A 25,090-nucleotide genomic window follows, 5' to 3' on the forward strand; every position below is an offset into this window, starting at 1 on the left:
TTGCCTTCAAGCCCTCCGCACATTCCCTCACGAGCATGCACTGCCTGTCAGCTATACACTTCCGCCACTACGGCGTGTTTGGGACTTTCACCCTTAAGTTCGGAGCGCTGCCAAGCGCACAAAAGACCTCGCTTCCTACCGAAGCGAGGTCTAACAAACAAGCATGGCGATTATTTAAACCAACCCTTTTCCTTAAAACGAGAGATAGCTTCGATCCGATTGCTAGCCTCCAATTTGTCTAGGATTACCGATACATAATTCCGCACTGTTCCTTTGGTAAGGAAGAGCTGGTTTGCTATTTCTTCTGTGTTCTTTCCTTCCGCAATCAAATGAATAACCTGCTCTTCCCGGTCGGAAAGTGGGTTTTGCTCTTTATTGAATGCTATATCGATTAATTCAGGTGCATAGATTTTTCTTCCTTCCATAATGATGCGGATTGAATTTGCCAATTCTTCACTTGGACTGTCTTTTAATAAATATCCACTTACATTGGCATCCCTTGCACGTTCAAAATAACCTGCTCTAGCAAATGTTGTTAATATAATGATTTTACATGCCTCATTTTTTAATTCTTCGGCTACATCTAAGCCACTCTTTAAAGGCATTTCAATGTCCATTATACAAATATCCGGTTGATGGAGCTTAACCATTTCTAAGGCTTCGACGCCATCTTGGGCTTTTCCGACAACCTCCATATCATCCTCTAAATCTAGCAATGAACCAAGTGCCCCGAGTAGCATCCGTTGGTCCTCTGCAATCACAATTCGAATCATGACAACCTCTCCTCTGGTAATGGTTGAACAACATTTGGAACGCTTATCGAAAGCAGGGTACCATTCCCACTTTCCATATGTAAAATTCCGTTAACAAAGTCTAAACGTTCTCTCATACCACGTAGCCCATTACCTTTTTTATCTGTAATCTCTCCGATCCCGACACCATCATCTTGTACTTGGATACAAATCTCACTCGGTGTTTGTTGAATGGCAATTCGACAGGATGTAGCCTTGCTATGCTTTATGATATTGGTTACAGCTTCCTTTAGGCACATACTGAGTACTCCTTCTACAAATAATGGCGTATGCACAAGCTTCGGGTCACCTTCTAACACGTATTCCATTTCCGCAGCCTCCAGCACCTGTTGAACATGAATTACTTCATCCTCTAATCTTGTCGTACGCATATCGGAAACCATTTCCCGTACTTCCTTTAATGCTGTTCTTGCTGTTTGATGAATATCAAGAATCTCTTTTTGGACCCTTTCTGGATGCTTTTGAAGTAATCTTGCAGCTAAATCACTTTTCAATCCAATTAAAGATAGCTTTTGTCCCAATGTATCATGCAAATCCCGAGCGATGCGTTGCCTTTCTTCTAAAATCATTAATTGGGAGATTCGATTATTGGCATCCTCTAATTGGTCCTCCAGTTTTTCTCGATTTATACGGTAGAATATATTAACAGGAATTAGTATTACCCCAATAACACTAATTACGATGAATGGTAATTGAGAAAAGAAGATTTGGCTTTGCGTAAAGAAACCAAGAGTAGTTGCAGAAATAGTGGTAACTAAATTAACGACATATAATGTAATAAATCCTGCCTTACTTTGGATATTTCCCATATAGAAGGCAAGAAAAAGAGAAAAATATACAAATCCAAAGTAAATCGTCATTCCAATGCTAATTGCTATTTCTATTCCAACAGACAAATAAACCGTCCAGCCTTTTTTGATAAACGATAATCGATATGCGGTAAAAAACAATACAACCATCAAAATGCCAACTAATATTTCGATTGGCGTAAAGTAACGAATAATGAAATAGAAGGGTAAAATACAAAATACAATCCACAAATAAATGCTAAGTCCTGTATTCTTGTAGATAATTTGATACCATTTTTGCATTTGATACCCTCCTAAGTTCTATTTCTCCTGAGTATAGCAGATAACCAGTCATACAAAAACCCTTTCATCGATAATAAAAGGGCTTTTGGATTCACTATTTATCTTCTATACTAGCTCTTCTCGTCGATAACTGCAGGTCGTTCTTTTGCGCTTTCACTTGATCCTTTATTTCCTTAAAACTGACAAAGGTTTTACTAGCTTCATCATACAATCGGAAATGAATCGATTTTAAGCTTGTTGCTAAAGTGATTGTTGTCGCCTTTTGCAATGGTGGTGTGGATTCATGTGCCTTTTCTAGGTTATAATTTGGCACTCTTGGGCTTAAGTGGTGTACATGATGATACCCAATACTACCTGTTAACCATTCGATAATCTTAGGAAGCTTGTAATAAGAGCTCCCATCAACAGCAGCCTTCACATAATCCCATTCCTCTTCATTCTCAAAGTAGGAATCCTCGAACTGATGTTGAACATAAAACAACCAAATGCCTGCCGCACCTGCAATAAATAAAATAGGGACTTGAATAATTAAAAATGCCTGCCAGCCTATCGCCCAAATCAAAAGGGCATAAATAGCTGCAATGAATAAATTGATTAAATACGTATTGAACCGCTCTTTTCGCTTTGCCCCTTTACGATTAAATCGATTCGAGATTAAAAATAAATAAAGAGGACCTAGCCCGAACATGACGATTGGATTTCGGTAAAGACGATAAACTATCCTTTTCCATGTAGAGGCTTCTACATACTCATCAACCGTCATTACCCAGACATCACCGATTCCGCGTTTGTCTAAATTGCTGCTTGTAGCATGATGGATAGAATGACTCCATTTCCACTTTTCAAATGCAAAATGGGTGATAATTCCCGTAATCGTACCAACAATTCGATTGGCCTTTTTATTTTTGAAAAAGGACATATGGGTACAGTCATGGAAAATAATAAACGTTCGCACAACAAAACCTGCAGCGATAATGGATAGAGCTATCGTTAACCAAATCGATATGGAAAGGCTTTGATAGGCGAGAAACCAAAGGAGAATAAACGGAATGATTGTATTCAAGATCTGAATGATACTGGCTTTAGTATTAGACTTGGCATATGGTGTTACACTTTTTCTTAATTGTGACTGCTTTTCTTTACTCATCGTGTTCCCCCTATTTGATTCATAGATTATCTTTAATCTTAATCGGAAAGGTTGTCCATTTTAAGTCACATTCGTCAGTTTTTTTATATGACAAATGTCATATTGGGAATCGCGATGTTTTTTTGTAAAACGCTCAGAGTATTGGTCTACATGATAAAAGGTGATGATTTTCATCACCACCATAAAAAAATTCTCTATTATTTTTCATCCACATTAGATAGGTGTAACGGTGGAGGGACAAGCCATCCTTTATCTTTATTCAAACGAAGAATCTTTGTACCTAAAGCTGCCTTTTGATTATGAATTGTACCAAAAAGTGTTGCTATATCCTCACGAACTGATTGTCCAATCATTTCACTAGCCGCTATTAACCCTGCAGCAACATCAGCTGACATTTTAGCAGCAATTTCGTTATCCATAAAACGTGCACCAGTTGGAATGGACTCCAAGTCCGCTTTTGGACGTTCAGGTGGGGTAGGCGGTAAACCAATTCCATTATTTTTTAGCAGCATTTCAATATCGGACACTTCCTGTTTTCCGAGATCAATGGCTTCTTGTATTAATTTCTTTAAATCTTCGTCCCCTGCGTGATTTAGCAAGGTTTGGTACGCTGCAATCATAGCTTTTCCAGCAGCAACAGCTGTCCAAGCTCCAAATACCTCACCATAATGCATCGGTTCATCTTGTGGATTTCCACTTAGGATTCCCATTGCCATCCTCCTTATAAAGTTCATTCATTGTGCCACCTTTCTAATTCGCACATCCTTAGAATGTCTATTTCAAGGAAAATAAAACATAATCTATCTATTTTCTTTACACGGTGTACCCAATGTGGATAATGAATAATATTGGTTTACATACAACAGTTATTAGTATAATGAATATAACAACCACGTACTGGAGGGGGAATCGTGAACATCGAAACGATTTTGAGGAATTTAGCCATTAGGGAACCTGGAATCATGGGCAGTGAGAATTTCAAGCAATCTGCCGTTCTTATACCACTTGTTGAAATAGAAGGGGAAGCACATATCTTATTTGAGGTCCGTTCTATGCAATTAAGGAGTCAGCCCGGAGATATTTGCTTTCCTGGCGGGAGGATGGATTCAGAAGATGCAACCCCGAAGGACTGTGCAATTCGGGAAACTTCTGAAGAACTAGGAATCCATCCTGATCAAATAACAGACGTGACACCAATTGACTATGTCGTAGCGGATATGGGGAGAATCATCTATCCATATGTTGGGAGAATTGCGAACATAAACCAGATCACACCGAATGAGTCTGAAGTTGGCGAAGTATTCTATGTTCCAATCTCATACCTCAAACAAACAAAACCGGAATCATATAAAGTTAACGTAGAAGTGATTCCAGAAGAGAACTTCCCCTTTGACCTAATTGTAGGTGGCGAAAAATACAACTGGCAGACACGCCATTTTGAAGAACTATTTTATCGCTATCAAGATAAAGTTATCTGGGGACTAACAGCAAAGATACTCAATCATTTTTTATATGTAGCGGACTGTCGTGAGGATTAATGTTATATGGGAAAAGTGAAAGATTTGAATATAGTAGCAGTGAGAGGGCTGATTGAGTTAGTGAGGGCGAGGCACTGAGGGTACAGTGTTAGAGATTTTTGGTTGGTATATGCGAGGCTACTGTGTTCTTTTGCTTGTAGCATTGATAAAGAGCACGACGGTCGCTTCTCTGTTACCTTTTCATGCTCGGATCTCCCATAAAGGGCATGGACAGCTCCCCTCTGTTACCTTTTCATGCGGGAATCTTTCTTTAAGGGCACAGATAACCTTCCTCTGTTACCTTTTCATGCGAGAATCTCTCTTTAAGGGCATCGATAGCTCCTCTCTGTTACCTTTTCATACGGGAATCTCTCTTTAAGGGCACAGATAGCTCTTCTCTGTTACCTTTTCATGCGAGAATCTCTCTTTAAGGGCATCGATAGCTCCTCTCTGTTACCTTTTCATACGGGAATCTCTCTTTAAGGGCACAGATAGCTCTTCTCTGTTACCTTTTCATACGAGAATCTCCCTTTAAGGGCACAGATAGCTCTTCTCTGTTACCTTTTCATACGGGAATCTCTCTTTAAGGGCACAGATAACCTTCCTCTGTTACCTTTTCATGCGAAAATCTCTCTTTAAGGGCATCGATAGCTCTCCTCTGTTACCTTTTCATGAGAGAATCTCTCTTTAAGGGCATCGATAGCTCTCCTCTGTTACCATAACCTCAACAAGCAAGAATCGTTGAATAACGTTAAAGTAAAAACCCCCAAGCCAAGGCCGGGGGGGCTAATGTAATGACTATTTTATTCCCAGTTTATCGTAACTGGGGCAATTTCATCGATTACTTCTTTATAGGTATCTCGTTCTTCTTTTCTCATCCATAGGTGAACTATTCCATAATCGGTGCTTGTTCGAATTAGTCGGCCAATTCCTTGGCGTAATCGCAATAGCATATAAGGCGCATCTACTTCTCGTTCTGGGTCGATTGCATGTTTCCGTTTTGCTTTAAACACTGGATCTTTTGGCGGGAATGGTAAGGAAGAGATAATAACCTGTGTTAATGCCTCGCCCGGAATATCTAAGCCTTCCCATAAATGATACGCACATAGCACGGATTCTGGATTTTCTTGGAATCTTCGTACGGTCTCACTTATTTCTTGATCGCCTTCGAAATAAATAGGTTGCACCCATGATTTCTGGTTCGACCATATGCGGAAATCATCCATTTCTTCTACGGTTGAAAATAAGAGAAGTGTACTTCCATTATTTTGCTCCATTTGCTTTTGTATAGTGAGCCATTTATCTTCTTTTGTATTCTCCATATAGGCATTCATCTTCATTTGCTGTTCATAATCAAATGGTGAATCAACAGAAAACGAATCATACGTATCTATTCCTAAACTGTTTGCCAGATAGGAGAAATCTCCACCTTGAGAAAGGGTGGCAGATGAAAAGACAAATGGAATGCCCTTGGAAAATACTTCCTTTTTCAACACATCTTCTACCAATCTAGGCATCATGACTAATGTTGTCGTATCACGTGTTTCTTCCAACCAGAAGATACCCTCATCTTCTTTTAAGAAAATGGATAAACCATAATGATAGAACTCCAAGTATTCTTCAATAATCTTTAGATGGTAGCCATCTATCGTAAACATCTCCGAATCAAATACTAGCTGATCGAGAAGTTTTTCCACTTTTTCAAATAAGCTAGAAGCGATAGCTAGCATACGATCTGATAATTCAATTTCTTTCCGGTTAGAGCCTACTACATCTATTGCCACACTACCTAGCAGATCAAACCAATCCTCATGTAAGGTTAGGATATCTTCAATCAAATAAAGCGATTCCTCACGAACGTCCTGGCCCATGTATCCTGTAAGAACATTATGTAATGTTTCCGAATGAAAACGATACGTTAATCCCTTTTGCGCAGCAAATTCTAATAGATGTCCTTCGTCAAAGATAACCGCACTTGCCTCTGGTAGTAATGGAATCTGACCTTCACGCTTACGAGATTCCTTCGTCCAAACATGCTCCATATAAAAATCATGGGAACAGATGATTAAATCCTTGGCATGACGATAATATTCCCTGTTTAATGTTTGCCCACTGCGATGTCTTAGTTCACAGGTAGAACATTGCTGCAGAGGATCCCATGCAATTTTCTCCCATGTTTCATCCGAAACCCACGGATATTCTTTCCTGTCTCCATATCGTTCAAAAATCTTCTTAGCAGAACTATAATCATAAACAAAGTCCGGAATTTCATCATGTACTCTTATGATATCCTCGTTATCTGTAATTTCCGCAACCCGGTCCAGCTTTCGTGCACAAACATAATTCTCTCTCGCCTTAGCAAGCCTGACATCAACTTCAATCCCAAGTGCCTTTTCTAGTTTCTCTATATCTCCACCTTGTTTGACAAGCTGTTCAATAAGAGTTTCATCAGCACAGGAGATAATTGCTGGCTTGCCTATATAACGTGCATAGCATATTGCATAAATCAAATAAACAAACGTCTTTCCTGTACCAACTCCTGCCTCCGCAAAGATTGTTCGTTTATTCTTAAAAGCTTGCTCCAATTGAAAAGCCATATAGATTTGTTCATCACGTAATTCGTATCCTTGTTCCGGTAAAATATCATAGAAAACATCTCCAACATAATCACCTAGTCGGTCAAAGAAGTTTTCCGTCTTCGATACGGTAAATGGTAAGGCATTTATTTTCGTCATTGTTTATTCCCTCTTTACGATTTATCATGAATCATATTGTACCATGTAGTAGAGAAGTATTCGTATTTAAAAGATTTTCCATCAAAAAAGTTGCTTACATTTTGTTTTTTAGCAATTTTAGTTTATCATTAAGATATATCTTTTTGCATCGGAGGAATCATATGAACCTAAGCATAGAAACACTAATTTTTCTATTTTCCGCTATGTTAATCATCGGTGTTCTAGCCACCAAATTCTCTTCTCGACTCGGTCTACCTGCACTTATTCTGTTTTTATTAGCCGGAATGCTTATGAATGGCTATATTTATTTTGATGATGTTAAATTAACCCAATTAATTGGAATTATGGCATTAATCGTCATCCTATTTGATGGTGGTACGCAAACCAAGTGGACCAGCATCAGACCAATTATTGGACCAGCTGGTGTTTTAGCAACGCTAGGCGTGCTATTAACAACGGTTATTACTGGTTTAGCCGCTATGTATATCTTTAACCTCTCGTTATTAGAAGGGATGCTCTTTGGAGCAATTGTTGGTTCCACAGATGCCGCTGCAGTATTCTCCGTATTAGGAAACACGAATTTCAAAAAGCGACTCACTGCTACACTAGAAGCAGAATCAGGGTCAAATGATCCAATGGCAGTATTTTTAACAGTAGCACTAATTGAATTGATTCAATCACCAGATGCTTCTATTTGGATGGCGATTGGTAGCTTCTTCCTTCAAATGGGATTAGGATTATTGCTCGGTTTACTCTTTGGTAAAATAACAGTTGCTATCATCAATAATATTAAATTAGATACATCGGGACTCTATCCTGTTCTAGCAATGGGTGCTGCAATCTTCACCTATGCCTTCACCGATTTTGTAGGTGGAAGTGGACTACTAGCGGTTTATGTCATGGCTGTATTTGTGGGCAATAGTGATCTAACCTATCGCTTTACCATTACCCGCTTTAATGAAGGTTTCGCCTGGATGATGCAGATTGTAATGTTTATCCTACTAGGTCTATTAGTTTTCCCAAGCCATCTTGTCGATGTCATCTGGCAAGGAATTCTATTAGCGATAATCTTAATGTTTATTGCCCGTCCTGTTGCGATCTTTATCAGTATGATGTTCATGAAATATAATCTAAAAGAAAAAGTTTTTATATCATGGGCAGGGTTAAAGGGAGCCGTACCGATTGTTCTTGGTACCTACCCAATTATTGCTGGGGTAGAAAATAGTGAATTGATTTTCAATGCGGTGTTCTTCGTTGTCTTCTTCTCCGCTCTCGTCCAAGGGGGATCTTTACCTTGGCTCGCTAAAAAGCTAGGACTGGATAATGACCAAGATGAAACAGCACCAAGTATTGAATTAATCAATCTTGGAACGACAGAGTCTGAGATAATGAAAATGACTATTGTAAAAGGAAGTCCTGCCAATGGGCTCTCCCTTAATACGCTGGATTTACCTAAGGATACATTAATTATTGGTGTAACCCGGAACAACAAGCTCATCACACCGACAGGAGAAACGGTAATTCAAAAAGGTGACACCGTGTATGTATTAAGTGATAAAGAGAGTAGACCAAAAGCAAAAGAAGCATTAGTAGGAAAGTAGTAATGAACAGCATGTAATAGTCTAGAATAAATTTAAAAACCGATTAGCTCCCTCCCCAGAAAGCTAATCGGTTTTTTCGTTCTATATAAAACAAAACCCTTTTATCGTCAGTAATCAAGCTGCCCCAAGATTACCGTTATCATGGAATTGACTATCAACTCGGTAGCCAATCCATCTGCCCCTTTTTCTTTTGTAAAACTATTTCGTCACCGTTTCTGCCTCTAGCATGGAACCGTATTTCGCAAAATTTTCATGCCATGAAAATGCCTTTTCCAGCACATGTGGGGTCTGCCCACCCCGTTCTAGTGCTTCTTCATAATATTTCCACAGCTGCGGTCGGTATGTTGGATGTGCACAATTTTCGATGATCAAAGGTACTCGCTCACGTGGTGCAAGCCCTCGTAAATCTGCATAACCTTGCTCTGTCACTACCACATCCACATCATGTTCGGTATGGTCCACGTGAGATACAAATGGAACGATACTGGAAATAGCTCCGTCTTTTGCTATCGATTTCGTAACAAAGATAGCTAGCCTTGCATTACGAGCAAAGTCACCAGAGCCACCAATTCCATTCATCATCCTTGTACCAGACACATGTGTCGAGTTCACATTTCCATAAATATCAAACTCTAACGCCGTATTAATCGAAATTAGTCCGAGTCGTCTAATAATTTCAGGATGATTGGAAATCTCCTGTGGACGCATGATTAACTTATCACGGTATTTCTCAAAATCACGATAGACTTGATTCATCTTTTCCTCTGATAATGTGATAGAGCAGCAAGATGCCACATCCACTTTCCCTGCATCCATTAAATCGAATACCGCATCCTGTAATACTTCCGAGTACACTTCTAAGTTTGTAAACTCGGATTCTATCATGCCATGTAATACAGCATTAGCGACAGAACCTATCCCCGATTGCAATGGTGCTAGTTTTTCCGTTAACCGGCCTTCCGCAATCTCTTTGCGAAGAAAATCTAGTAAGTGATTAGCCATGATTTGTGTTTCTTCATCTGGTGGCACTATCGTCGATGGTGAATCTACTTGATTGGTAAAGACGATCCCTTTAATCTTACTTTCGTCTACAGGTATTCCCAGTGTTCCAATTCGATCATTTGCCTTGGTTAATGGAATTGGATCACGTTCCCCTTGTTTACCCGGGCTATATACATCATGTAGACCTTCTAATAATTCAGATTGCGCCAGATTTATCTCCACAATAATGGATTCTGCATTTTCAGCAAAAGCCACCGAATTACCGATTGAAGTTGTCGGAATGAGCATGCCATCTTCCGTAATGGAAATGGCTTCTAAAATCGCATAATCAACTCGTTCCAACACATTTGCTCGAAGTAATTCTGCTGTATGTGATAAATGATGATCAACAAACAAATGCTCCCCAGCATTTATCTTTTTCCTCATGGTTGGATCTGCTTGGAAAGGTAGACGCTTATGAATAATGCCAACCTCAGCAAACATCTTATCTACATCAGACCCAAGTGAAGCCCCAGTAAATACATTAACCTTAAACTTCTCTCCCGCTTCAGCACGTTTCACTAATGCCATTGGTACCGCTTTTACATCCCCGGCACGAGTAAATCCACTTAACCCTAATGTCATACCATCTTGTATCCAGGATGCCGCTTCTTCTGCAGAGACTACACGGTCAAGTAAGCGAGGATTCTTTATTCGATTTTGAAAAACTTCCATATCCAATCCCCCATAAAAGCGTTTTCAATTAGTTTAACGCATCATATTCTGAATTTGGGGAATTTTGATGGAATGACTGGATTTTTGTTTAACCTAGAATAAACGAAAACTAAAACAGAAGATTTTAAAATCCCAACATTTTCCTGAAATGACTAGAATAGGATTGGCTAACTGGAATACTTTCCCCATTTACCATTTCTAATAAAAAGGTAGAATGTGTATCAGGAAAGATTTCCTTGATATAATGGACATTCACAATATAAGAGCGATGACAGCGAATAAACACATCCCGTGGTAGATTATATTCAAACTCTTGTAATGTATTTTTATGTGTCCCACACATTTCCTTCGCATAGACATGTGTTTTTCTTTCTTTTACTTCTAAATAATATACATCATGAAATGGGATAGGCTTCCATCCATCATTGGTCTTTAACGTAATGACCGATTTGCCATCTGTGTAGGTTGGGAAGATTGCTAATATACAGCCTGCAATCTTCCCATCCTCATGGAAAGGAACCGCCATACCATGATAAGGCACCCCAAACACATTACGATCAATAAATTCAGATACCTTTTGATTGGTCATTAATGCCTTATGTGCAATGCTCCCTTCTTTCACCGGATCACCAGGACTGATTTTAAGGTCTATCCGCTTACTAGGTCGATAATAAACATATTCCTTTCCATTAGAAACTGCAATCGATATTTCATCTGAAAATAGTTCACCAATAATATCTAAAATCTCCATATTTAATCTCCCACCTTATATTCACACGTTCCTGTTGGATAAAGATAGAATAACGGTTATTCTAACTTGGTTTACATCCATAAACTCTCTGTTAGTCAGACGCAACCAAATGCACTTTATTAGGAAGGAATAATACTATCCTGCTTGTGGTAAGCCTGACATCATTTAATTCGATTTTTCTATTAATGTTAAGCTAAAATCGCCTACTGCACCTTCTTCATACAAGTTGGTAACAGATGTAGCATAATGTAGAATTTCAGCATGAAATTCTACGTCTTCTACTTTGACTAGGAAGTCATTTTTATATAATTCAACAGTTACATCATGATAATCCTTATGGGCCACTTTGAACGCTAGTTTTAATTGATATCGACTTTGTCCACCTACTTCTACTTTTGATAATTCCGCTTCTTCTGCAATAATCGTTAACTTATTTAAGGCTACTGTTTTTCCCATTTTGCTCACCCTTCGTCATTTATTCTGAAATGTTTTTGGCATCACAACCGCTATCACTTCACCCTTAGCACAGCATGTATCATTCGCAAATACTTCGATAGACACCTTCCACTTCTTTGGATGAATCTCTTCGGTCACACCAATTGCCTTTAATGGTACACCATGTGGGGTAGGCTTTACAAAGTCTACCTTAAGCGATGCGGTAACAAACCTAGGTGGTTCAGGAGCCTTATTTCCTGGTTCATAACCGTTTTTACGATGTAATGCTAAGGAGGCAGAACCTGTTCCATGGCAATCAATAAGAGAAGCGATAAGCCATCCATAGACAAATCCAGGAACAGCTGTCTGCTCTTGACGAGGGACATAGTAGGTAACCGTCCTATCTCCATCCCATCCTGTTCGTAAATGAAGCCCCTGTTCATTTAATCGGCCACATCCGTAACACCATGAATAGTCTTCTGCATATTCATCTTGAATTGCATGTACCACTTTTTCTCCCATTTTATCGCTCCTTTTTGAATATCTTGTCCCTTTTGTTCATATATTGATTCCAGAGATGACAACAATTCTATTTGCCTTTATAATATATGTATTAACGTTGTGAATACAATTTTAAAAATTTTAAATAGAAAGGTGAGAGTATGGGAAAGAGAATTTTTTACTTCCTACTAACTAACGTACTTGTTTTATTAACTATTGGTATTATCTTTAGTATTTTACCTATCGGAAATTATATTGGTAATGATGGGCAAATCCAATTTGGTACCCTCCTCATTTTCAGTGCTGTGATTGGTTTCACTGGATCATTTATCTCACTTGGCATGTCCCGCTGGATGGCTAAGAAAATGATGGGTGTAAAGGTTATTGATCCTAATGGACCGATGAACGAATATGAAAGAGCTGTCGTGGAGAAAGTCCATCGCTTATCCAGAGCTGCTGGATTAATGCATATGCCTGAGGTTGGAATCTATCATTCTCCTGAGGTTAACGCTTTTGCAACTGGGCCATCCAAAAAACGTTCATTAGTTGCCGTTTCAACTGGTTTATTACAAGAAATGGATGATGATGCAGTTGAAGGTGTTATCGCTCATGAGGTTGCACATATCGCAAATGGCGATATGGTAACTATGACATTACTACAAGGAATCGTGAATACATTTGTCGTATTCCTATCCCGAATCGTTGCATTTGCTGTTTCTCGCTTTGTTAAGGAAGAGCTTGCACCGATTGTGCATTTCATCGCGATTATCGTATTCCAAATTGCCTTCTCAATCCTAGGAAGTATTGTCGTATTTGCGTACTCAAGACATCGCGAATACCACGCAGACCGTGGTGGAGCTGATTTAGCTGGTAAGGATAAAATGCGCCATGCGCTTGAAAGCCTAAAAGCATACACTAGCCGTATTAAAGGTGAAGACGATACATCCATTGCAACATTAAAAATTAATAACAAACGCAAATCATCCATATTTTCTACACATCCTGATTTAGATGAGCGTATTAAGCGTTTAGCATAAGCCAATAAATATAACAAGCCATCCAGTACCTTTATAAAACAGTGCGGGATGGCTTGTTTATATGACTTTAACGCTAGTCATTCCTTTTTATAACCTTCTAGTTTGAACCATTTATTATTCCTATTTCATTACTACAACTTGTAAATATTAACTTTTACCACTATTTCTTACACCTATATCAGTCAACTATCATATATTTAACCTATAAGAGGTGAATAAATATGTATTATCATACGAACTACCAAAATCGTGGTACGATTCCGACAAGACAAACTGAAAACAAAGTAAAGGTCGTCGGAGAAGGTAGTGTTTTTGCTACACCAGATCATGCAACTATCTTACTTGGTGTCATTACGGAGGATGAGCAGCTACAAGAAGCACAGCAAGCCAATGCGCAAAGGACAACCAATGTCATTAACGCTCTCTTAAATGCTGGGATTTCTCGGGAAAACATTCAAACATCTGATTTTCGAGTAGACATTCAATATGACTACCAAGACGGTACACAAGTATTTCGAGGCTACCGCGTGAGTAATTTGCTTACCATAAAAATAGAACATATAGAAAGAGTAGGGGAAATAGTCGATATAGCCATGGAAAATGGTACGAATACGGTACGAAATATAGCGCTACGTGTTGGCAATGAGCAACGTTATTATCAACAAGCACTGGCAAACGCCATTCGAAATGCTCAAGAAAAGGCTGCCACAATCGCAGAGACGCTCGGTGTGGCCATCCCTCAAACCCCTACCCAATTAAAAGAACTAACTAGCCAAGCACCAGAAACTCCTCGTCCATATGTACTGGGCGTTGCAACGGATAGTGCCGTGACAACCCCAATTGAAGCAGGCCAAAATCAAATTACAGCATTCGTCGAGGCAACCTTTCATTACTAAAAAATCTCTCATTCTGCTTTTTTATTGCAGTCAATTCCAGCTCAAAAAATCAAGAGGGAACATTTCCCTCTTGATTAATCCATATCTTCTCTATGATGTTCTAAGTAAAATTTATCCTTATTATCCTCAAAAGGAAACAGTTTTAATTCTTTCGCTTTATCAGCATGTTCTTCGAAAATTTCATTTAAGATATCCTGTGGGTTCTTACCTTCCGTTTCGATACCTAGCTTTTCTGCCGTGTCATAAATTTTAGCCTCATGGATTTCCATGACAATCTCATGATGCTTTTTCCCATCCGTGTCAATATGGTAAGCCTCTGCTTCCTTTTCTAGAATAACTGTCTTCACTTCCTTTAGTAGCTCCTCTGTCTCTTTCCCATCCATATCGATTCCTAATTCTTCTGCCTTTTGCTTAAGCTTTACATCCATGACTTCTTGGGCAATTGCTTCCGGCTCCTTCCCTTCTGTTTCAATACCTAGCGCTTCTGCCTCGTTTATTACCTTCGTATGATGGATTTCTCTTGCAAGTTCTTTTATGTCCTTGCCTTCTATTTCGATACCTAGTTCCTCAGCTTTTTTTAATAGCTTTGCTTCTTTTACTTCCTTTGCCAATGCATGGAGATCTTTTCCTTCTGTTTCAATCCCTAATTCCTTCGCCTTATATTTAATCCAGGCTTCCTGTTGAATTCCGTGTCGAAATTCCTCTTTCTCTTTTTCCTCTCCATCCTTTTGGAAAAAGTCAAACCAAGCTTCCTCTTGTTTTTCAGCGAACACATTAGAAAGCTGCCAGGATCCAGCAACGATAATAGCCGCTAATAATAGGAATAGCTTATTCTTCATCTATGATCTTCCTTTCGTTCTGATTGATATTTCCACCATTTCATTCGTTACTATTTCCAAATAATGAAAATTCATGAATAAATGTTGGGAAATTTTTACTATATTTTTTTAAAGTCTTTATGATTTCTACTAGTCTAACAAGCATTTCTTTGATACTCTTAAAAGTGGAAAGCGTTTCCGGATAAAAAATATCCCAAAATACTAGCATTCTGATTTCTAGCAGGGGATGGGGGTAAAAGATATGAGAAATTTAGTAATACTAGGCGGTGGCTATGGAGGGATTAAGGTTGCATTAGGTTTACTGGATAAAGGCTTACCAGAAGACGTAAATCTAACCATAGTAGATCGCAATCCATACCAATCATTAAAGACAGAATTTTATACGATTGTTGCCGGTACCGTTGCCGATCGCGAAGTACGAGTAGACTTTCCAAAGAATGACCGAATCCAGTATGTGTTTGCAGAAGTAGAAAAGATTGATGCAGAACATCAGCAAATCGTTTTTCGAGATCGTAGTGAAGTAATTTCATATGATTATTTAGTTGTCGCACTGGGATGTGAAGATAATTATCACGGTATTGAAGGGGCAGATATTTATACAGAAAGTGTACAATCTTTTGCTGGATCACGAAGAGCGGGTCTTGCAGTAGGAAACCTAAAAGCCTATGGTAAAGTAACGATTGTTGGTGCGGGCTTAAGTGGTATTGAAGTAGCTTCTGAAATACGCGAAAGCAGAGAAGACCTTAACATTCGCCTTCTAGATCGCGGCGGCTCTGTACTTAGAGCGTTCGATCCACGGATTCAAGGTTACGTGGCAGACTGGTTTAATAAAAACGATGTCGAGGTACTGCATCATGCCAATGTGGAATACGTAGAAAAAGACGGTGTTTGTAATAACGGTGTCTGTTATGTGAATGATGTAACGATTTGGACTGCTGGGGTACGCCCGAACAAGGTTGTCCGGGAATTACCTTTCCAAAAGGACCAGCATGAAAAAATCGTCGTTAATGATTTCTTCCAGGTACCAGCGCAACCAAACGTATATGTGATTGGTGATTGTGCATCTTCCATACACTCACCAAGTGCACAGCTAGCTGGTATTCAAGGCGAACAAACAGCAGCCGTGTTAAATTGCGTCTTGAAAAATAAAGAACCGAAAAAGCCAAAAGAAATTCGCTTAAAAGGAACACTAGGATCATTAGGTAAAAGTGATGGCTTTGGCAATATGATGAAGCAGCCAATGACTGGTATTGTTCCTCGATTAGTAAAATCTGGCGTATTATGGTTGAATAAACGTCACTAGAACTAGCTTGAAGAAAAATTTCATTTATGCATCCTTACCAGCTACCGGGAATATACGTACATCCTACCTATATATCCGGAGCTGGTGAACGCATTATTCGGTTATACATAAAGTATGCGCTAACCTCAAGAGATGTGGTATTTCCCCATTAAGCAAGAGACGATACCTATATCGATATCGCCCATTCCATTACCCATTATTATTATTTCCCTTACTTTGATCTCTTATCATTAGTGTTAATGGTTTGTCATTTCCTGTTAAATACTGATACAAAACAGATGATGTAAGCTGATAGCTTTCCTCTATCTTTTCTACGACAAAACTGGTTCGTTCGAACAATATCGATCGCAAGGTACTTAATTGGCGGTATGACTTCTCCATTAATGCTTCTTGGTTTTCTAACTGACCGATTACTTTATCTTGCTTATCTTGTTGCTTGGTTACTTGCTCCGCCATCACTTGTTGCTGCTCACTAATCGCATCCATTTTGTGAGTGAATTGTTGATTTGCTTCGTAAAACTTCGCCAGCTGGTCTATCATAGCTTCATTGGATTGATGAATTCGATTAATCTCCTTTAAAATATCTTCATTAATAGTACTGTTCTTCTCCACAATACGATGAAGCTCCTGACTGTTACGCTCTAACATCATGATCCACTCCCTCGTCTGTTTTTCAAAAACCTGGTGCTGCTTATCCTTTTCCTTCAAGGTTTTAAGTTCCTCTGATACTTCTCCCCATCGTTTCTCCTCAAGTAACCAGTGACTTTGGAAGGATCGACGTATGTCTCTCATCGCTTTCTGAAAGGAATTATTCCTTTCCTCCTGCTCGGCCAGTAGTTCCTTTACATAATCACTTTTATAATAGGACTGATTCGGTTCTTCTATTTGATTATTATTCCTAAATAAATTCGGATGTGTTTGTGTATTCATGAAAAGACTCACAATGCCCTCTCCCTTACTATTCCATTTCCACTACTTTATCGTATGCACACATGGAAAAACACGGGACAAAAAACTAATTAAAACCACTGAGAATGCGGCAGGTAGTACGTTGTTATAGCAGGAAACTTAAAAGGCATTCACTAAATTATTAGCGAATGCCTTCTCCCATTAATCTTTTCGGTTTAAGTACTCGTCTGGCTGGTCTCCGCCATGGGCAGAGCTATTTTTGTATTGACTCTTTCTCCCGTTACGGTGCTCGCCATGATTTCTGTTTTCCTTGAACATATTATTGAATTCCTTTTCCTTATTGACCATCGTTTCGCCTCCCTTCCCGTATGAAAATTAGTGTTAGGATTAGTGGATAAACTTATACACATATCAAATATGCTTTAGAACTGCTATTTAATAATTCCTTAATCATTCTCCTCTACTCCAAACAGCAGTAAATACCAAATTCCCAACATGATTGTTCCTAAAATTGCCTACTTATCATTAAATTTTAGAATATTTAAAATGTAAATATGGTAGACTACAACTAACAACAAACTTTACGTTAAGTGAAACATAATACGACGTGATGGCGTCTTATAAGAGATTAGGAAGTTAGGAGGAATTAGAGTGGGCCACTCGAAAGCATTCCATCCGACGTACGATAATGAGGGCATTAAGGAACTGCAGTCCAATCCAGCCCTTGCCATTGAAACAATTATGGATACGTACGGTGATGAAATAAAGCGCTTAGTCTTTGCATATATGAAAAATTCAGCAGATACGGACGATGTGACACAAGAAGTATTTGTCACGATTTATCAAAAATTAAATACGTTTCAAGGGAACTCTTCCTTAAGAAGCTGGATTTATTCCATCGCAATTAATAAATGCAAGGATCATTTAAGAAGCTGGCAATCAAGGAATAAACGCTTAAAGGAGAAGCTCATTTCTTCCTCACAATCAATGAAAACAGTAGAATTGACGCCAGAAGAAATGACCCTCCAAAAGGATAATTCCAGCGAGCTTTTTCAAAAAGTAATGGATCTACCCATTAAATACCGAGAAGTCATCATTCTTTTCTATTTTAAGGACCTTTCAACGAAGGAAATCGCAAAGGTACTGACTATGAATGAGGCTACTGTACGAACACGTCTTAATCGTGGGCGGAGTAAATTGAAGGAATGCTTATCTTCTGAAAAGGGTGGTGTCAGCCATGGATAAGCAGTTTAACGATTTAAAAAATGAATTTAACCAAATTCCCACATCATTTACCGAGAACGATAAACAAGCGGTCCGAAATAAAATAGAGGAGCTTACGAATAAACCGATTCGCAAGTCTAAACCAGCCATTCCAGTCTGGATTACTGCTTCAGCCATTACCGCTGTTGCACTATTATTGATTGTCGTAGTGCAAAATCAAATGGGTATGATGATAAGTAGCAACGATACGAATGGTGCAGAGAATGAAATGGTTAGCTTCGATAGTGATGGATCCGAAGTGGAAGCAGGGATGGCAATAGAAGAATCGATGGAGGATCATGCATCTACGTTTGATCAAGAAACGAATAATAAAAAAGAAGAAGCAGATTCTCTACTATTTAATCCCGACACAATTGAACCAGATATGTGGTTAGGAAATATGCAAGTGGAAGAGGTGAAGAAGCAAGGTGAAGAAGCTATCATCACACTTCGTAATCGTGAAGCCCAAGCGATATCTGGACAATTCACAAGCGATGAACGGTTAAGCTTTATCCCAGAAGGCCATTTACCGCCAAGCTGGTTACCACTGGCTGATCGTGATGCACACGGTAATGTGAAATTTTACTTTACTAATGAAGAATTAGCTAACCAATATAAAGATAGTCAGAACCATTCCATTGTCACGTTAGAGGTATCCGAAGTGAGTTATCACTATTCACCAGATGGATCAGAAATTAATTTAACGATTATAGATGAGTAAGGAATATTATCTTTTTCGTTTCAACGATTCTAGATTTCCGCGTGGGCAAGGATGCTTTTATGTCATCCAATGATTAAGCTAAAAAAATCCGTAACCCGATTGAATGGATTACGGATTTTCTTTATTTGCCCTAGGTGCACTTTCAAACCCGATTTTTCGATGAGTACCATCACAGAATGGCTTTATCGCTGAGTGCCCACAACGACATAAGGAAAAACTCTTTTTCGTTTCAAAAACATTGCCCTCAGCATCGACTAATTCTACATCACCAGTAATTCGGTATGAACCATTATCATTCACCTTGATAACAACCTTTTCACTCATGTGATCACTCCTTCTTGTGAAAGTTAAACTTTATTCCATAGGAACTCATAATACCTGTTTCATACGAGATAAACCTATACTAACAGCTTACGTTTCATCCATCAGAATATGATGGGTTATTGCGCTAGTCAGCTTGTTTGACACGATTCTCCATGTGACCAATCTTGGAAATCTCCAAACGAACAATATCTCCGTCTTGTAAGAATTTAGGAGTTTCCATGCCAAAAGCTACCCCGTCTGGTGTACCAGTCATGATGATGTCTCCCGGATTTAAAGTAATCAGATGAGAGATAAATTCAATTAAATACGGAATATCAAAAATGAATTTCTCCGTGTTTGATGATTGACGTACTTCTCCATTGACATAGCATGTAATATCCAGTTTTCCAGGATCCCCTACTTCATCTGGAGTTACGATCCACGGACCAATTGGTGTACTTCTATCCACTGTCTTGCCTTGTAACCATTGAGGTGTACGTTTCTGTAAGTCCCTGGCTGACACATCATTTCCTATTGTATACCCTGCAATATAGTCAAGAGCATCTTCTCTTTTTACGTTAGCGGCCTCTTTTCCAATAACAACGGTTAACTCTACTTCATAGTCCAGCTTATCTGTAAAAGAGGTCTTTTCGATTGCATCATCCGCTCCGATTAACGAATTGGCAAATTTCGCAAATAGTACTGGGTATTCCGGTATCTCACTTTTCATTTCTTGAGCATGCTCTACATAGTTTCGACCTACACAAATAATCTTCGATGGTTCTGGAATTACCGGTCCTAAATACACTTCCCTTCTCTCGTATCGCTTTACCTTCTCGAACCGATTATCCTTTGCATATCCATATGCTTCCTTTACCTTTTCGATAAGAGGTAGCCCTTGCTTAAAAAATATGGTTGGATCCGATGGTAATGACGTTTCCAGTTTGCTTTGTGATTCCTTCTGCTGGTACACTTCATAGACTTGTTGAGCATCCACTATATCGCCATTTTCCAGTACTATTCCTACACGTAAGGGGGGTTCCTCGTTTATTAGTCGGTAACTAACTAGTTTCATTATTACACCTCATATCTAACTAAATATAGTTACATTGTATATTTTTCTAATAATTTTGTAAATTGGTCCGTGTATCAACTAAAACCATCAAGCGTTATTCTTTTTCCATTCATATTCTTCACGCAACATGGAGTACACTACGGTATCATGGAACTTCACGCCATCAAAATCGGTGTCACGCAGAACGCCTTCTTTCGTAAACCCGAATTTTTCTAATAGCTTCCTAGAACCATCGTTTCTTGCAAAAATATCCCCTACAAGCCGATGAAATCGAAGGGTGTCAAACACAAATGGTAGGAGAGCTTTTATTATTTCTGTCATTACGCCTTTATTCTGATAATCCTCGCGAATAACGGCACCCATCTCTGCCTTCTGATGCCATAAGCTAAGTTTATGTAGTCGGAATTGCCCTACTAAGTCATTGTTCTTTTTATGGATAATTACCCATGGAATTTCCTGTTGTTTATCAAATTTCGCTAATGAGTCGATAATTCCTTGCCGCACCTCTTCCTCACTCTGAACCGGATGGGCAGTAATGTTTTTCATTGTCTCCTTATCACGTAAAAATGGAAATAAACGGCTAGCATCCTCTAGCTGAATTCCTCTAAGGATGTATTTTTCCGTCTCTAATGTTGGAATAGTGGTAAACCATTGATCCTTGTTCATAGTTAGCCTCCATATGCTGTATTGTTTAGGATTTTTTTACTGTTGTCCGTTACAAAATCCCATTTATCACGTTGTCTCATACCGTAACAGGATTTTCCTTAAGCCAAAACAAAATAAACCTGGGACAAAAAAATAATCATTAAGGAAAAACCGAATGATGAGCAACCGACCTCGCTCCGGAAATATAATTGCGGTTCGCGGGCGGCTGGTGAGCCTCCTCGTGCTACTTCTTTAGGGGTCTCAACCGTGCCCTTTCCTCCAGCAGGAGTCTACGTATATTTCCGGAGCTGGTATCGTGTATCATTCGGTTTTACATTTAATTCTTTTCGTTATGTCCCAGTCTCATTCCTTATCTTTAAAATGAACTCTCCATGGCTTACACGAAGAAAATTCCTGCAATGGTCTAATTGCTAGATTACGCCTCTACTCCTACACCATTTACTTGTTTTACGAACTCCTTCATTAACCCAGGCAAATCTGGCCAAGCATGACCAGAGATTAAATTCCCGTCCACATGGTTCGGCTCACTAACATATGTTGAGCCTAACGCTTCTACTTCCGGCTTACACGCAATATAGGCCGTTAGCTCTCTTCCCTTCATATGCTCACGTACTGTCGTTAGTACCTGAGCAGCATGACAAACCGCTGCAATCGGCTTATCCGCTTCAAAAAAGTGACTTACAATAGCTGGTACATGCTCATTCAGACGCATAAATTCCGGTGCACGACCTCCTGGAATAATCAACCCGTCATATTCCTCTGGTTTAATCGCTTCAAAGCTCGCTGTCGCCTCGATTAAGTATCCTTCTTTCTCTGTGTATGTTTCCCAACCGATGAAGTCATGAACAACAGTATGCAGCTTCTTTGGTGATGATGCAGCAATAGTCGTTTCAAACCCTTCCTCTAGACAACGGAAATATGGATAGTAAATTTCTAACGCCTCTACTGCATCGCCAGCAAGAATCAATACTTTTTTGGACATGATAATTCCTCCTCTATTTGTTAATCATTCCTAGATACTATATTCTATCGGGACTTCGGGTAGTCCTGCTAAAATCATTAAATTGATAAAAAATTTAACAAATTCTATAACTTACAACAAGACTTTAAATAGTCCCTAGCTTCAACGATGATTATAACCATTCAACCTGTTTAGCACAGATCCTAGCCCATTTTTCACAACTTGTTTTCTGTTTTTAATAAAATTTGAAAAATTATTCTGGAAATACTCGGAAAAAGATGCTATGCTTTATGTGAATAAAAAAATATTTTATTCACAAATTCAAAAGAAAGGATATAACGATATGCCAAAAGGGTTCAACAATCATGAAAAGAAGGTCATCAAGGAGGCGTTAATCGAACAGGGGAAACAACTATTTTCGATACATGGTCTACAAAAAACTACTATTCAAGATATTACAACGAAAGTAGGTATTGCTGCTGGTAGCTTTTATAAATTCTATCAATCAAAAGAAGAACTTTATTTTGAGGTTCTCGAACAAGAAGAAGCGCAAATAAAGAATGAGCTATTACAGCTTGAACTCGGAGATAACCCTAAACAAACTGTTAAGATAACGCTCCTAAGAATGATTACTAGTATAGAAAAATCTACCATTATTCAGCAGCTGTACTTAGAGAACAATTTGGAGTACTTATTTAGAAAGCTACCACCGGAGAAACTAGAAAGTCACTTCGATAAAGACTCTGACTTTTCATCCATATTAATTCAAAAGTGGGAAAAACAAGGGTTACAGTTTACAGAATCACCAAAGATGATAGCTAGCATATTACGATCGTTGGTATTTCTTTCATTCCAAAAGGAAAAAATTGGTGAATTGGAATATCCAAAAACAATAGAGTTTCTCATTAACCATACAGTTAATGGACTTATAAAGGAGGAATAAGTCGTGCAAGCTGTGATTCAAACAGAGAGCCTTTCAAAAAACTATAGAGGATTTCAGGCTGTCAATAAGGTATCGCTTCAAGTAAACAGAGGCGATATTTATGGATTTATTGGCTTAAACGGAGCAGGAAAAACAACCATGATAAGAATGATGCTTGGTATGATAAACCCTAGTGAAGGGGCTTGCTTTATTATGGGAAACAAGTAAATCTATCTAACTACCCTATTTGGCAGGATGTGGGCTATATAGTAGAAACTCCATATGCCTACCCGGAACTAACCGTTAAAGAAAACCTTAATATATTCCGTCGACTATATGGCATTCGGGACCCACAGTCCGTAACAAATATTTTGGAGCGGCTAAACTTGACAAGATACGCCAATAAAAAGGCCAAACACCTTTCCCTAGGAAATGCACAGCGTTTAGGCATTGCAAAGGCATTATTACATCATCCTCAAATATTAATAATGGATGAGCCTGTTAACGGACTTGATCCTGCTGGAATAGTAGAAATTAGAGAACTACTACAGGATTTAGCTCATAATCACGGAGTAACTATCTTTATTTCCAGCCATCTTCTTAGTGAAGTTGCTAGAACTGCGACAAAAATAGGGATTATTCATAATGGGAATTTACATCAAGAGCTATCATCTAAAGAACTACCACGATTATTGAATCAACGACTACATATTCAAACAAATAACCTATCATCTACTGTGGATCTATTACTACAACATGGGTATGATCCCCATGTATCGCAAGCAGGGACAATAGAATTGCATCAGCAAAAGGCAATCACCTCACCCGAACAAGTTGCCCAACTTCTCGTTCAAGGCGGTCATTTACTCACTAAATTATCGATTGAACAAGAAGACCTAGAAAGCTATTTTCTGCGTATTATTCAAGAGAAAGGAGACCATTTACATGAATCGTGCATTAGGAGTAATTCAAACAGAGTTATTTAAATTACGCAAATCAAAAATGTTCTGGATAACCTTAGGAGCTTTTTCATTCGCACCCTTAATGGGAGGACTCTTTATGATTATCCTTAAGGATCCAATCCTTGCACAAAACAATGGTCTAGTCGGAGCTAAAGCCAATATCATAGGGGAAGCTAGCTGGCCATCTTACCTCAATTTACTATCACAAATATTATCAATTGGAGGAATAGTCATATTCGGATTTGTAACAAGTTGGATATTTGGGAGGGAATATTCGGATAGAACAATAAAAGACCTAATTGCTCTTCCCTTCCCAAGAAGAACCATTATTCTAGCAAAGTTTTTCACTGCATTTGTAGCTAATATGGCATTAGCGTTATATATTATCGCATTTGGCATTATCCTAGGACTTATCATTATTCTACCTGATTGGTCTATTACAACTCTGGTAGAAGGTCTTTATACATTAATTGTCACAACCCTTTTAACAGTTTTGTTAAGTACACCAGTAGCTTTATTTGCTTGTTTAGGTCGAGGGTACTTAGCTCCTTTGGGTTTTGTAATCTTAATGGTAGTCTTCTCACAAATCCTCGCTACAATAGGGTATGGGGCATACTTCCCATGGGCAATACCTGCTCTTTATAGTGGCATTGATGGTACGAGTGAAAGTATCGGTTTACTAAGCTATACACTAGTAATACTGATTAGTATTATTGGATTAACTACTACTTTTATATGGTGGAGAATATCTGACCACAGGTAGATCTTACTTGATTTTTCTAGTATTAACATTCAATATTAGAGGCTGGGACAAAACCCCAGTAAATTAATATAAGCATGGTCCTTACCAACGTTTTAACGGTAAGGACCATGCTTATTATTTTTTGCACGCAATTTTCTGATATTAAAGTAAACAAAAAGGACACC

Annotated in this window: 27 protein-coding genes; 11 read left to right on the forward strand and 16 right to left on the reverse strand. The window is 38.7% G+C overall.

Going from position 1 to position 25,090, the window contains the following annotated elements; translation table 11 throughout:
* Nucleotides 1-170: 170 nt before the first annotated feature.
* The 4 genes from AAIB49_RS16115 to AAIB49_RS16130 all read right to left on the reverse strand — a co-directional run bounded on the left by AAIB49_RS16115 (nucleotide 171) and on the right by AAIB49_RS16130 (nucleotide 3,760).
* On the reverse strand, nucleotides 171-773 hold the full coding sequence (locus AAIB49_RS16115; RefSeq protein ID WP_186868152.1) for a response regulator transcription factor: 603 nt from the start codon (nucleotides 771-773) through the stop codon (nucleotides 171-173).
* Nucleotides 770-1,903, reverse strand: coding sequence for a sensor histidine kinase (locus tag AAIB49_RS16120; protein WP_339212843.1), 1,134 nt, complete (start codon nucleotides 1,901-1,903; stop codon nucleotides 770-772). Before AAIB49_RS16120 ends, AAIB49_RS16115 begins: the two co-directional genes overlap by 4 nt.
* Nucleotides 1,904-1,997: 94 nt before the next feature.
* Nucleotides 1,998-3,050 carry a Delta(5) desaturase DesA gene (desA, locus tag AAIB49_RS16125; RefSeq protein ID WP_339212841.1) on the reverse strand — a complete coding sequence of 351 codons (1,053 nt, stop codon included), beginning with the start codon at nucleotides 3,048-3,050 and terminating at the stop codon, nucleotides 1,998-2,000.
* A gap of 197 nt (nucleotides 3,051-3,247) precedes the next feature.
* Nucleotides 3,248-3,760 (reverse strand): DUF3231 family protein, encoded by a 513-nt coding sequence (locus tag AAIB49_RS16130; protein ID WP_339217892.1) that lies wholly within the window; start codon nucleotides 3,758-3,760, stop codon nucleotides 3,248-3,250.
* 201 nt (nucleotides 3,761-3,961) lie between these two features.
* On the opposite strand from AAIB49_RS16130, the gene AAIB49_RS16135 reads away from it, so the two are divergent.
* Nucleotides 3,962-4,588, forward strand: coding sequence for an NUDIX hydrolase (locus AAIB49_RS16135; RefSeq protein WP_343458615.1), 627 nt, complete (start codon nucleotides 3,962-3,964; stop codon nucleotides 4,586-4,588).
* Nucleotides 4,589-5,370: 782 nt separating this feature from the next.
* Here AAIB49_RS16135 and AAIB49_RS16140 read toward each other — a convergent pair.
* Entirely contained in the window at nucleotides 5,371-7,302 is a 1,932-nt protein-coding gene (locus AAIB49_RS16140) for an ATP-dependent DNA helicase (RefSeq protein WP_339212837.1), read from the reverse strand.
* Nucleotides 7,303-7,463: 161 nt separating this feature from the next.
* On the opposite strand from AAIB49_RS16140, the gene AAIB49_RS16145 reads away from it, so the two are divergent.
* On the forward strand, nucleotides 7,464-8,903 hold the full coding sequence (locus AAIB49_RS16145; protein WP_186868147.1) for a potassium/proton antiporter: 1,440 nt from the start codon (nucleotides 7,464-7,466) through the stop codon (nucleotides 8,901-8,903).
* Nucleotides 8,904-9,101: 198 nt separating this feature from the next.
* On the opposite strand, the gene AAIB49_RS16150 is transcribed toward AAIB49_RS16145, so the two are convergent.
* From AAIB49_RS16150 to AAIB49_RS16165, 4 genes are all read right to left on the reverse strand, one after another.
* Nucleotides 9,102-10,619 (reverse strand): acetyl-CoA hydrolase/transferase family protein, encoded by a 1,518-nt coding sequence (locus AAIB49_RS16150; protein WP_343458616.1) that lies wholly within the window; start codon nucleotides 10,617-10,619, stop codon nucleotides 9,102-9,104.
* 124 nt (nucleotides 10,620-10,743) lie between these two features.
* On the reverse strand, nucleotides 10,744-11,370 hold the full coding sequence (locus AAIB49_RS16155; RefSeq protein ID WP_343458617.1) for a LytTR family DNA-binding domain-containing protein: 627 nt from the start codon (nucleotides 11,368-11,370) through the stop codon (nucleotides 10,744-10,746).
* 165 nt (nucleotides 11,371-11,535) lie between these two features.
* On the reverse strand, nucleotides 11,536-11,826 hold the full coding sequence (locus tag AAIB49_RS16160) for a DUF3219 family protein (RefSeq protein WP_339212830.1): 291 nt from the start codon (nucleotides 11,824-11,826) through the stop codon (nucleotides 11,536-11,538).
* 15 nt (nucleotides 11,827-11,841) lie between these two features.
* Nucleotides 11,842-12,327, reverse strand: a complete 486-nt coding sequence (locus AAIB49_RS16165) for a PaaI family thioesterase (protein ID WP_343458618.1) — start codon at nucleotides 12,325-12,327, stop codon at nucleotides 11,842-11,844.
* 140 nt (nucleotides 12,328-12,467) lie between these two features.
* Between AAIB49_RS16165 and htpX the strand changes: the two genes are divergently transcribed.
* Nucleotides 12,468-13,343 carry a protease HtpX gene (gene htpX / locus AAIB49_RS16170; RefSeq protein ID WP_343458619.1) on the forward strand — a complete coding sequence of 292 codons (876 nt, stop codon included), beginning with the start codon at nucleotides 12,468-12,470 and terminating at the stop codon, nucleotides 13,341-13,343.
* 221 nt (nucleotides 13,344-13,564) lie between these two features.
* Nucleotides 13,565-14,239 carry an SIMPL domain-containing protein gene (locus tag AAIB49_RS16175; protein WP_343458620.1) on the forward strand — a complete coding sequence of 225 codons (675 nt, stop codon included), beginning with the start codon at nucleotides 13,565-13,567 and terminating at the stop codon, nucleotides 14,237-14,239.
* Nucleotides 14,240-14,313: 74 nt separating this feature from the next.
* Here AAIB49_RS16175 and AAIB49_RS16180 read toward each other — a convergent pair whose 3' ends face one another.
* Nucleotides 14,314-15,078 (reverse strand): hypothetical protein, encoded by a 765-nt coding sequence (locus tag AAIB49_RS16180; RefSeq protein WP_343458621.1) that lies wholly within the window; start codon nucleotides 15,076-15,078, stop codon nucleotides 14,314-14,316.
* Nucleotides 15,079-15,319: 241 nt separating this feature from the next.
* On the opposite strand from AAIB49_RS16180, the gene AAIB49_RS16185 reads away from it, so the two are divergent.
* Entirely contained in the window at nucleotides 15,320-16,381 is a 1,062-nt protein-coding gene (locus tag AAIB49_RS16185; RefSeq protein WP_186868139.1) for an NAD(P)/FAD-dependent oxidoreductase, read from the forward strand.
* 189 nt (nucleotides 16,382-16,570) lie between these two features.
* Here the strand turns inward: AAIB49_RS16185 and AAIB49_RS16190 are convergent, their stop codons facing one another.
* Together AAIB49_RS16190 and AAIB49_RS16195 are read right to left on the reverse strand one after the other, a co-directional pair.
* Nucleotides 16,571-17,311 carry a hypothetical protein gene (locus AAIB49_RS16190; protein ID WP_343458622.1) on the reverse strand — a complete coding sequence of 247 codons (741 nt, stop codon included), beginning with the start codon at nucleotides 17,309-17,311 and terminating at the stop codon, nucleotides 16,571-16,573.
* A gap of 180 nt (nucleotides 17,312-17,491) precedes the next feature.
* A complete protein-coding gene (locus AAIB49_RS16195) occupies nucleotides 17,492-17,638 on the reverse strand; it encodes a hypothetical protein (protein ID WP_186868137.1) in 147 nt (48 codons plus the stop codon).
* Nucleotides 17,639-17,941: 303 nt separating this feature from the next.
* Here AAIB49_RS16195 and AAIB49_RS16200 point away from each other — a divergent pair, with 303 nt between their 5' ends.
* Together AAIB49_RS16200 and AAIB49_RS16205 are read left to right on the forward strand one after the other, a co-directional pair.
* The gene (locus AAIB49_RS16200) at nucleotides 17,942-18,535 is read left to right on the forward strand and encodes a sigma-70 family RNA polymerase sigma factor (RefSeq protein ID WP_186868136.1); all 594 of its coding nucleotides are present in this window, start codon (nucleotides 17,942-17,944) and stop codon (nucleotides 18,533-18,535) included.
* Nucleotides 18,528-19,274 (forward strand): hypothetical protein, encoded by a 747-nt coding sequence (locus tag AAIB49_RS16205; RefSeq protein WP_343458623.1) that lies wholly within the window; start codon nucleotides 18,528-18,530, stop codon nucleotides 19,272-19,274. The genes AAIB49_RS16200 and AAIB49_RS16205 overlap by 8 nt, the downstream gene beginning before the upstream one ends.
* 108 nt (nucleotides 19,275-19,382) lie before the next feature.
* On the opposite strand, the gene AAIB49_RS16210 is transcribed toward AAIB49_RS16205, so the two are convergent.
* The 4 genes from AAIB49_RS16210 to AAIB49_RS16225 all read right to left on the reverse strand — a co-directional run bounded on the left by AAIB49_RS16210 (nucleotide 19,383) and on the right by AAIB49_RS16225 (nucleotide 22,300).
* Nucleotides 19,383-19,598, reverse strand: a complete 216-nt coding sequence (locus AAIB49_RS16210; protein WP_186868134.1) for a CDGSH iron-sulfur domain-containing protein — start codon at nucleotides 19,596-19,598, stop codon at nucleotides 19,383-19,385.
* A 124-nt stretch (nucleotides 19,599-19,722) separates the two neighbouring features.
* Nucleotides 19,723-20,652: a fumarylacetoacetate hydrolase family protein gene (locus AAIB49_RS16215; RefSeq protein WP_343458624.1), complete on the reverse strand. Its 930-nt coding sequence runs from the start codon at nucleotides 20,650-20,652 to the stop codon at nucleotides 19,723-19,725.
* Between the two features lie 87 nt (nucleotides 20,653-20,739).
* Nucleotides 20,740-21,318: a GNAT family N-acetyltransferase gene (locus AAIB49_RS16220; RefSeq protein WP_339212818.1), complete on the reverse strand. Its 579-nt coding sequence runs from the start codon at nucleotides 21,316-21,318 to the stop codon at nucleotides 20,740-20,742.
* A gap of 415 nt (nucleotides 21,319-21,733) precedes the next feature.
* The gene (locus AAIB49_RS16225; RefSeq protein WP_343458625.1) at nucleotides 21,734-22,300 is read right to left on the reverse strand and encodes a DJ-1/PfpI family protein; all 567 of its coding nucleotides are present in this window, start codon (nucleotides 22,298-22,300) and stop codon (nucleotides 21,734-21,736) included.
* 322 nt (nucleotides 22,301-22,622) lie between these two features.
* Here AAIB49_RS16225 and AAIB49_RS16230 point away from each other — a divergent pair, with 322 nt between their 5' ends.
* From AAIB49_RS16230 to AAIB49_RS16245, 4 genes are read left to right on the forward strand one after another with little or no spacing between them, the layout of a single operon-like run.
* The gene (locus tag AAIB49_RS16230) at nucleotides 22,623-23,222 is read left to right on the forward strand and encodes a TetR/AcrR family transcriptional regulator (protein WP_343458626.1); all 600 of its coding nucleotides are present in this window, start codon (nucleotides 22,623-22,625) and stop codon (nucleotides 23,220-23,222) included.
* Nucleotides 23,223-23,225: 3 nt separating this feature from the next.
* On the forward strand, nucleotides 23,226-23,429 hold the full coding sequence (locus tag AAIB49_RS16235) for an ATP-binding cassette domain-containing protein (RefSeq protein WP_343458627.1): 204 nt from the start codon (nucleotides 23,226-23,228) through the stop codon (nucleotides 23,427-23,429).
* Nucleotides 23,405-24,187 (forward strand): ATP-binding cassette domain-containing protein, encoded by a 783-nt coding sequence (locus AAIB49_RS16240; RefSeq protein WP_343458628.1) that lies wholly within the window; start codon nucleotides 23,405-23,407, stop codon nucleotides 24,185-24,187. Before AAIB49_RS16235 ends, AAIB49_RS16240 begins: the two co-directional genes overlap by 25 nt.
* Before the next feature lie 16 nt (nucleotides 24,188-24,203).
* Nucleotides 24,204-24,926 (forward strand): ABC transporter permease, encoded by a 723-nt coding sequence (locus tag AAIB49_RS16245; RefSeq protein WP_343458629.1) that lies wholly within the window; start codon nucleotides 24,204-24,206, stop codon nucleotides 24,924-24,926.
* The last annotated feature ends 164 nt before the right edge of the window (nucleotides 24,927-25,090 follow it).

The sequence above is a fragment of the Ornithinibacillus proteolyticus genome (assembly GCF_039581225.1).
Lineage (GTDB): Bacteria > Bacillota > Bacilli > Bacillales > Amphibacillaceae > Ornithinibacillus > Ornithinibacillus massiliensis.